General features: G+C 58.8%; 6 protein-coding genes. 3 read left to right on the top strand and 3 right to left on the bottom strand.

All coding sequences use genetic code 11. The features are described 5' to 3' along the window. The first annotated feature begins 282 nt into the window (after positions 1-282). From ABG80_RS18420 to ABG80_RS18415, 3 genes are all read left to right on the top strand, one after another. On the top strand, positions 283-1731 hold the full coding sequence (locus ABG80_RS18420; protein ID WP_058089045.1) for an ATP-binding protein: 1449 nt from the start codon (positions 283-285) through the stop codon (positions 1729-1731). 8 nt (positions 1732-1739) lie between these two features. Continuing rightward, positions 1740-3074, top strand: a complete 1335-nt coding sequence (locus ABG80_RS21695) for a TniQ family protein (RefSeq protein ID WP_160322601.1) — start codon at positions 1740-1742, stop codon at positions 3072-3074. 159 nt (positions 3075-3233) lie between these two features. After that, entirely contained in the window at positions 3234-3674 is a 441-nt protein-coding gene (locus ABG80_RS18415) for a hypothetical protein (RefSeq protein WP_058089044.1), read from the top strand. Positions 3675-3679: 5 nt separating this feature from the next. Here the strand turns inward: ABG80_RS18415 and ABG80_RS18410 are convergent, their stop codons facing one another. The 3 genes from ABG80_RS18410 to ABG80_RS18400 form a co-directional block, all read right to left on the bottom strand. Beyond that, positions 3680-4984 (bottom strand): Y-family DNA polymerase, encoded by a 1305-nt coding sequence (locus ABG80_RS18410; protein ID WP_058089043.1) that lies wholly within the window; start codon positions 4982-4984, stop codon positions 3680-3682. A gap of 8 nt (positions 4985-4992) precedes the next feature. Further along, a complete protein-coding gene (locus ABG80_RS18405) occupies positions 4993-5421 on the bottom strand; it encodes a LexA family protein (RefSeq protein WP_407638775.1) in 429 nt (142 codons plus the stop codon). A 72-nt stretch (positions 5422-5493) separates the two neighbouring features. Next, positions 5494-5828, bottom strand: a 335-nt coding sequence (locus ABG80_RS18400) for a transposase (RefSeq protein ID WP_160322492.1), incomplete at its 5' end; no start/stop codon positions are given.

Here is a 5828-nt window from a genome sequence, read left to right as displayed (position 1 = left end):
GGATGCAGCGTCGTCGGGCCGACAGCAATCGCATGCATGAACCCATCCATGATGTCCGCCACCATGACCTCTTCCGTGTCGACGTCATAGAGCAGGAACTGGTCAAGCTCGTCGAACTCTTCCTCGGATAGCGGGGTAAATGGGTTGGTCATCGATTGAACGCAAGGTGCGGCAACAACCGCGATTCTCGCTCGACCATCACCGGCACAACGTGCCCATCACGGTTGAGCAGGAACCGCAAGGGGCGTAGTCTATTGACCGCTTACAAACAACCCGCTGCGCATGGCGTTGGATCGGTTCAATCGCAATCCACTCATTGCGGCTCTCCCTGATCGCGCCTCACCCATTGAGTTGGCCTCGAAGCTGCGCTTCTGCCCGATCACACCAGAAAACCTCCAAGGCATACCGGTCAGTGATCGCATCACTTTGCTGAAGATTTACAAGAACACATTCGTTCCAACAACCCAAAGCCTCGACATCTGCCTATCGCTGCAGAAGATGATTCTTGATGGATATGCGCAACGAGACCCGAAGTTGGTCGCCTCGAAGAAGTTCATCTACTCGAGCGGCCAGCTCAAAGGGCTCAAGCTTGCCGAAACAGAATGGTGGCCCTCCTTCGCGTCCGGCATGGTGATTGACGGCATCACAGGGCTGGGTAAGTCTCAAATCATTGACCGCTTTCTCAGCCTCTACCCTCAGACCGTTGAGCATCAACACAACGAAGAGTGCGGCTGGAGATCGCTCAAGCAGCTTTGCTGGCTAACGATCCACATGCCTTCGGACGGTTCGCGCGGCGGATTTCTCGAGGGTGCATTCAGAGCCCTGGACCAGGCCCTTGACACGAGCTACACACAACAGTACTCCTCACGCTCGTGGTCTGTTGAGAAGTTGCTGGTCGTTTTTCTACACCTGCTATCCGTCCACCGATGCGGCCTACTGGTGATTGAGGAGGCACAGGAAAAAAACCTGAGTCAATCGCCCTTCAGCCGAGAGTTCGTGACCTTCTTTCTGCGCTTGCTCAACTGGGGCACCCCAACTGTACTCATCGGCAACCCGCTTGCCTTCGGCAACCTACGGAGCTTTTCTCAAGACGTCGATCGCTTCTCAGACGGCGGATGGCACCACTTGCTGCCCACGCTCGACCCCGCATCAGAGGAGTGGATTGAGGACTGGCTGCCAGGCCTCTGGTCTCCCACACTTTTGGATCATCCGGATGCTGATTACGCCCCATGCTCAGCCGACCCCATCGACCAGACACTCGGTGGCTTTGTTTGGAAGAGGACCGGAGGGGTGCCCAGATACATTGCAAGACTGCGCGCCGAAGTACAGGAAACTGCGCTGCGCATGGGCCTTCAACAGGTCACACCCGCGCTGGTCGATGCGGTTTATCGCTCAAGCCCCAAGATGATCGAAGTGCATCCGCGCATTGACGCCCTTGTTCACAAAGACTGGCATGCCTTGCGCCGTTACGACGATATCCCTTCTGAGTTCTTTCGAAAGCTGTGGGGGCAGCCCTCAGGCGGCGATGAAGCGAATCACAACTCGCCTGACAACACCACCAGACAGAAGACGAACGCAGCCCGACAACGCTCAACCAACCGTAAGCCCATCGCGACCAAGAGCAATGCAGGGCCATCAGCGAATCTCTCCGACGCTGAGATCAAGTCAAAGGATTTTCAACAGGACATGATTCAACGTCTGGCGGAGTCATCCGGTCTCAAGCCAGGATGAGCAGGCTCATGGAAGAACGGCTCGCCTACGTCCCCAATTGGCGCTCAGACGAAACCCTGTACTCATGGGCTGCAGGATTTCATGCCATTCTCGGGAATCGTTCAGCGCGGGACACAGGCACCCTGCTGTTCGGCTCGGAACATGCATGCAGGGACCGTGATGCACCAAGGAACCTGATCCACTTCTCAAGGAAGACGGGCTTTGCCCTTGGTTCTGTTCAGTCGCTTTTGTTTCATCGAACACCACTAGGTTTGTTCATCCCATTTCTGACCGATCCGCGCAAGCAGAGACTGCTCACACAGTTGGAAGTCAGCACAGGCCCGGGATGGCGACTTCTTTGCGGTATGCCTGCCAGTGGATTGCACGACAGCACCTTGATGCATTACTGTGATCAGTGTGTTGCGGAGGACCTGGTCAACTGGGGGCTGCCACGTTGGCGGCTGCCTCATCAGCTTCCTGGATCGTGGGTGTGCCTTGATCACGACATCGCTTTGTGCGCGGTCAGATCGCATGCATCCCAGTGGGTCCTTCCTCCGGCTAAGCAGTCAGGTCAAGAAACTCCGGTCATCCAGTGCGATGAATTGGAAGCACTGAAGCAGATTGCATCACTCGCCTTCCGTTTGGTCGGAAGTGGCACATTGGATCTCGACGCTGTCAAACAAGCTCTGCTGGTAGGTCTGCGGGATCACGACATCACCACTTGGCGACATCCCCTGAACAGCGATCAGCTTTCGTCTTGGTTCATGCGATCACCAGTGTCTGGCTGGCTTCGACGTTCAGATGGCCCATGGCGTCAGTTGGCAGGTGGTGAGTGGATCCTCGATCTCCTTAGAAATCGTGTTGGCGACCATCCACTCAAGTGGATGATTCTGTGGTCAACGCTGTTCGCCGGCCAGGATGTCAACGCGAGTCAACAACGTTTCATCACCCCTGGTTCCGCTCCTCATTGGGATGCAAATGGTCAAGCAACCATCTGGGGAGCAACGCCCCCTTCAATCCCAGCAGACATACATGACGTGATAGCAACAGCATCGACATTGAAGGTGGCGGCTCATACACTCGGTATTTCTGTGTCTACCCTTCGACATCGGCTCGCAGATCTAGGAACCAGTCCGCGATCCTTTCGGCTGGACGCAGGTTTCATGCGCCGCAAACAAAAGGCGGTTGATGCCATCCGTTCCTATATCGATTCACATCCGGCCTGCACTAGAGCAGATATCCATCGTAATTGCAAAGCCGCTGTTGAGTGGATTCGCTTGAACGCGCCTGACGCTTACGCCGAGGCGGTTGAATCGCTTGTTGACCTTCGCACACGGCAGATGTCTTTGCCTACCGATGACTGACGAGATTGTCTTCTCCTTTACGACCTGATCGTCCGCCAGTTCTCGCCGCCTCAGTGTGCTGTCTACTCAAGCTGATGCGCGACGTCCTGTCGATCCGTTCAAGTTCAAGCCTCACTTTCGCCCCCACTGTCCAACCGCCCTGCAAGGGAGACATCCGCCATGTCCACCAAGTGTTCCATCGCCCACGGCACGGGCTTTCATCTCTACAACGAAGTCTTCGACGAAAAGCATGTGTTCCTGCAACTGGACAACGCCGACTTCGAGGTCACGCCTGATCGAGTGATGGTCAAGCTGCCCCTGCATGTCTGGGAATACATCCGCGGCTTTCCTGGGGCGGACTTATCGTACGCAGATGTCAGCGACGAGCAGATCCACGAGGAAGCGGTCCAGGCTGTTGACGCGCGTTTGGCCAAGGCGGCCGAGGCAAACTCGGATCGAGAGCGAAACTTGATTGCACTCGGCGGCTCGTTTGTCATGGGAGACGTTTCTCTGCCTCGCGACGAGCAGATCGCCAACTACGTGGCACACCATCAGCGTCAAAGAGCGCAACAGCGAGAGGTGCTGGCTCAAGTCGAGTCGCTGAAGAACCAGCAAAGGTGACACCCTCACGCCCTGGCCACGGGTACCTCGCACCAATCCGTCGTGTACCTGGGGGTCCTCCTGACTTGCTTCATGCCCCAGGTGTCAGCGCCTTGGTCCATGCCAGAGCTGCCCAGCAGCAACGTGCGCTTTCCGAAGCGCCCATTGACATGGTCCAACGCCTCCATCAGACGCGAGCGGTCGCGCTGATCCGGAGATGGCGCATCCCACAGCAGCTCGCCCTGCACAAGGCCGTCAGGCACCAAGTCGAGCAGCATGACCCCGGCCTTGGCGAGCTGGTAGCCCGGCTGGTAGATCGACTTCAAGCCCTTCAACGCCGCCGAGGTCAGCTCCGAGGTGTCGGCTGACGGGCGAACCAATGGCACCACCACGCTTTTGGAAAACCTGGGCCCATCCCTGAACGGTGATGTCCTGGCGAACACCAGCACCTGCCCTGCCCTGTGATGCTGGCGGCGCAGCTTCTCGGCCGCCCGGGTGGTGAACTCGCTGATGGCTTCTTGAAGGTGTGACAGCTCGGTGACCGCCTTGCCAAAGCTGCGCGTGCAAGCGATCTGCTGCTTGGGTTGCGGCAGGTCTGCCAGCTCCAGGCAGGGCTCGCCCCTCAACTCCCGCCAAGTGCGCTCCAGCACAACGCCCCAGTTGCCCCGCACCACCTCACACGGCAAGGCCACGAAGTCATGGGCGGTGTGCACCCCCATGGCCTGCAAGCGCTGGGAGATCTGCCGACCGATGCCCCAGATCTCGCCCACCTCGGTCGCCTGCAACACCTCGCTCAAACGCTGGCTGCTCAATGCCGACAGGTCGCAAACGGTGGCCAGGTCTGCCGGGTAGCTGCCGGGCTTGCGCTCAGCGGTTTTGGCGATGTGGTTGGCCAGCTTGGCCAGGGTCTTGGTGGGGGCGATGCCGATCCCGCACGGGATGCCGATCCACTGGTGAATGCGCGCCCGGATCTTCCAGGCCCGCTCAACCAGATCACCGCGCACACCGTGCAGGCCGATGAAGCTTTCGTCGATGCTGTAGATCTCCTGGGTGGGACCGAGGCCAGCCGCGAGGCTCATCATCCGGTCGCTCATGTCACCGTACAGGGTGAAGTTGGCAGAAAGGGCCACCAGCCCCGCCTGCTCTTCCAGGTGGCAGATCTTGAACCAGGGCTCCCCCATCTTGATGCCCAGCGCCTTGGCCTCGTTGGAGCGCGCGATGGCGCAGCCGTCGTTGTTGGACAAGACGACCACGGGTCGGCCATTCAAGCTGGGCCGGAACACCCGCTCGCAACTCACGTAGAAGTTGTTGCCATCGACCAGCGCGTACATGCGCAACCTCAGACGGGGAAACGCTTGATGCTTGCCGTGACCACACCCCAAACCTCCAGGGTCTGGCCTTCCTTGGGCGTGATGTCCGGGTAGGTGGCGTTGGCGGCGCGCAGCTTGACCCGGCCTGCGCGCTGGTACAGGTGCTTGACGGTGAATTCGCCATCGACCACCGCCACCACGACCTGGCCGTGCCGTGGCTTGAGCGCCTTGTTGACCACCAACATGTCGCCATCGAAGATGCCCGCATCGCGCATCGAATCGCCGCTGACCCTGAGCAGGAAAGTGGCCTGCGGATGCGTCACCAGCTCTTGCGTGAGGTCGATCCGCTTGACGGTGAAGTCTTCGGCGGGGGACGGAAACCCGGCGCGCACCTTGTCACCCGCCAGGGGCAGCACAAGGCTGGCCTCGGACAGAGGAATGGGTTGGCGGGAATCCATGATACTGTACATGCATAAGGGGTATCCAGTTAGCTCCACAAAAGCCAAAACACTGGATGCATATCCAGTAATTTACACCTTGTCTGGCGGCTTGGGCGAAGCCTTTGTGATGTCGCTGTAGGTGTAGGGGCTGGTTTGCATGGCCTGCTGAAGCAAGCGGTAGAACAGCAAGCCGCGAGAGCTCGAAGTTCTGCGGTTGAAGCGGAAGACGAACTCGTTGAGATAGGCGTCCAGATGCGCAGGCTGAACGGCACCATGATGGGTTCCCAGCACCCATCGCTGAACCAGTGCTGCCACCCGGTGAACGCCAGCCATGGCGACGTGGGCGGGCTGCTCCGCGCCCAGCATCACCGTTCGTTGGTGGTCGTAGCCCAGGTCTTTGAGCGAGCGGTATGCGGCGGACCCAT

It is taken from the genome of Aquabacterium parvum (assembly GCF_001447195.1).
GTDB lineage: Bacteria > Pseudomonadota > Gammaproteobacteria > Burkholderiales > Burkholderiaceae_C > Aquabacterium > Aquabacterium parvum.
Note: the sequence above shows the minus strand (reverse complement) of the source record. Positions and strands in the feature narration are given on the sequence as shown.

Bases quoted from the DNA above. Each gene is read 5' to 3' on its own strand.
- ABG80_RS18405 (WP_407638775.1), bottom strand. From the start codon at position 5,421: ATGGATTCCCGCCAACCCATTCCTCTGTCCGAGGCCAGCCTTGTGCTG.
- ABG80_RS21695 (WP_160322601.1), top strand. From the start codon at position 1,740: ATGGAAGAACGGCTCGCCTACGTCCCCAATTGGCGCTCAGACGAAACC.
- ABG80_RS18410 (WP_058089043.1), bottom strand. From the start codon at position 4,984: ATGTACGCGCTGGTCGATGGCAACAACTTCTACGTGAGTTGCGAGCGG.
- ABG80_RS18415 (WP_058089044.1), top strand. From the start codon at position 3,234: ATGTCCACCAAGTGTTCCATCGCCCACGGCACGGGCTTTCATCTCTAC.
- ABG80_RS18420 (WP_058089045.1), top strand. From the start codon at position 283: ATGGCGTTGGATCGGTTCAATCGCAATCCACTCATTGCGGCTCTCCCT.